The organism is Streptomyces rugosispiralis (genome assembly GCF_024505145.1).
GTDB classification, from domain to species: Bacteria; Actinomycetota; Actinomycetes; order Streptomycetales; family Streptomycetaceae; genus Streptomyces; species Streptomyces rugosispiralis.
The window spans coordinates 1-2,616 of record NZ_JANIAA010000137.1; the positions used below are offsets into that span (position 1 = coordinate 1).

Genomic DNA, 2,616 nt, shown 5'->3' on the forward strand with positions numbered 1-2,616 from the left:
ACCAACCCCCACCCCACCCCCCTCCCCACCTACCCCTTCCAACACCAGCACTACTGGCTCGCCCGAGGCAGCAGCGCGGGTGATGTGAGTGCCGTGGGTCTCCAGGACACCGGTCACCCGTTGGCCGGGGCCGTGGTGAGCGTGCCCGACACCGGCGGTGTGATGCTCACCGGGCAGCTGTCGCTGGCCACCCACCCGTGGCTGGCCGACCACGCCGTCTCCGGAACGGTGCTGCTGCCCGGCACCGCGATGGCCGAACTCGCCATCCGGGCCGGGGACGAGACCGACACCCCCACCCTGGAAGAACTGGTCATCGGCCAGCCGATGACACTGCCCGAGGACGGCACGCTCCAGATCCAGGTGCTGGTCGGCGGCGCGGAGGACGGGCGCCGAAGCGTGCGGGTCTACTCCCGCGCCGACACCGCCCAGGAATGGCTTGAGCACGCCTCGGGCACACTCGCCACGCAGCCGGACGACTCGGCCGAGGACGGCATGCGGGACGGCACGGAGGACGGCACCGCCGAGTGGCCGCCGCCCGGTGTCGAGCCGGTCGCTCTGGACGACTTCTACGACAACCTGGCCCAGGCCGGATACGAGTACGGGCCCGCGTTCCGGGGCCTGAAGGCGGTGTGGAAGCGCGACGGCGAGGTGTTCGCGGAGGCCGCGCTGGCGGAGGAGCAGTCGGAGGTGGCCGGCCGGTTCGGCATCCACCCGGCGCTGCTGGACGCCGCATTGCACGCGAGCAACTTCTGTGTTCCCCCGACCCCGGGCCAGACCCCGCTCCCCTTCGTCTGGAACGACGTACGGCTGCTGGCGGCCGGAGCCACCGCGGTCCGCGTACGCGCCCGCGCCACCGGCACGGACTCGTTCACCATCAGCCTGTTCGACAGCACCGGCGCTCCCGTGGCCTCGGTGGACTCCCTGGTGCTCCGGGCGATCAGCCCCGAACAGCTCGCCGCCGCTTCCAGCGGCACCGATCGGTCCGCTGACGCGCTGTTCACGCTGGACTGGACCGAGCACCCCACCACCGCCGGCGACGCCGAGGTCTCCTGGACCACTCTCGACGACGCGCATGCCCACGCCGACGTGGACGCGCTCATCGCACGCGTCATCGCGGACGAGGACCGGCCCGAGGCCGTGGTCGTCGACACCACGCCCTGGGCCGCCGAGGACACCGGTCTGCCCGCGCGCACCCGGGACCTGGCCACCCACGCGCTGGAACTGGCGCGGCGGTGGGTCGACCGACCCGAACTCGCCGACACCCGGCTCGTGTTGCTCACCCATGGCGCGGTGTCCGTGCACAACACCACCGAGGTCACCGACCCGGCCGCCGCCGCGGTCTGGGGTCTGATCCGCTCCGCACAGTCCGAACACCCCGGCCGGATCGCCCTGGTGGACGCCGATGACGTGTCGCGGGATGCCCTGCACGCCGCGGTGGCGTCCGGCGAACCGCAGTTGGCGCTGCGCCGCGGGCTGCTGTGGGTGCCGCGTCTGGTGCGGTCGCCACGGGGGCTCGCCGTACCCGAGCACGACCACTGGTACCTGGACGTCTCGGAGAAGGGCAGCCTGGAGAACCTGGTACTGCGGCCGGATCCGGAAGCCACCGCGCCGCTGGCCACCGGTCAGGTCCGGATCGAGGTCCGCGCCGCCGGTCAGAACTTCCGGGACGTGCTCGTCGCGCTCGGCGGCGTGGCGGGCCAGGAGGGCCTGGGCGGCGAGGGTGCCGGTGTGGTGACCGAGGTCGGCCCGGGTGTCGAGGGTCTGGCCGTCGGCGACCGGGTGATGGGCCTGTTCCCCCGCTCGTTCGGCCCGCTGGCCACCGCGGACGCGCGAACCGTGGCGCCGATCCCCGAGGGCTGGTCGTACGCCACGGCCGCCGGGGTGCCGGTGGCCTATCTGACGGCGCTGTACGGGCTGCGGGACCTGGGCGACGTCCAGCCGGGTGAGACGGTGCTGGTGCACGCCGCCGCGGGCGGGGTGGGCATGGCCGCAGTCCAGCTCGCACGGCACTTCGGCGCCACCGTGTACGCCACCGCCCATCCGTCCAAGCACCATGTGCTGACCGCGCTGGGGGTGCCGGAGGAGCGTCTGGCGTCCAGCCGCGACCTCGATTTCGCCTCGGCGTTCCCCGCGCAGGACGTGGTGCTGAACTCCCTCACCGGCGAGTTCGTGGACACCTCACTGGGGCTGCTCGGCACCGGCGGCCGGTTCGTGGAGATGGGCAAGAACGACATCCGCGATCCCGCCACGGTCGCCGGGGCACATCCCGGGGTGGGCTACCAGGCGTTCGACCTGGGAGGCGACGCGGGGCCGGACCGCATCCGGGAGTTGCTCGCGGAGCTGGTGGAGCTGTTCGAGACGGGCCGGATCGAGCCACTGCCCGTACGGCACTGGGACATCACCCAGGCGCCGACGGCCTTCCGGTGGATGAGCCAGGGCCGTCACACCGGCAAGATCGTGCTCACCCTCCCCCGCACCCTGAACCCCGACGGCACGGTGCTGGTCACCGGCGGCACCGGCACCCTCGGCGCCACCATCGCCCGCCACCTCATCACCCACCACGGCGCACGCCATCTGCTCCTCGTCAGCCGCCAGGGCCCCGACGCCCCCGGCGCA

General features: G+C 73.1%; 1 protein-coding gene. It reads left to right on the plus strand.

The window, feature by feature from the left end:
• A partial coding sequence (locus NP777_RS46685) for a polyketide synthase dehydratase domain-containing protein (protein ID WP_256656288.1) occupies positions 1-2,616 on the plus strand: 2,616 nt, incomplete at both ends.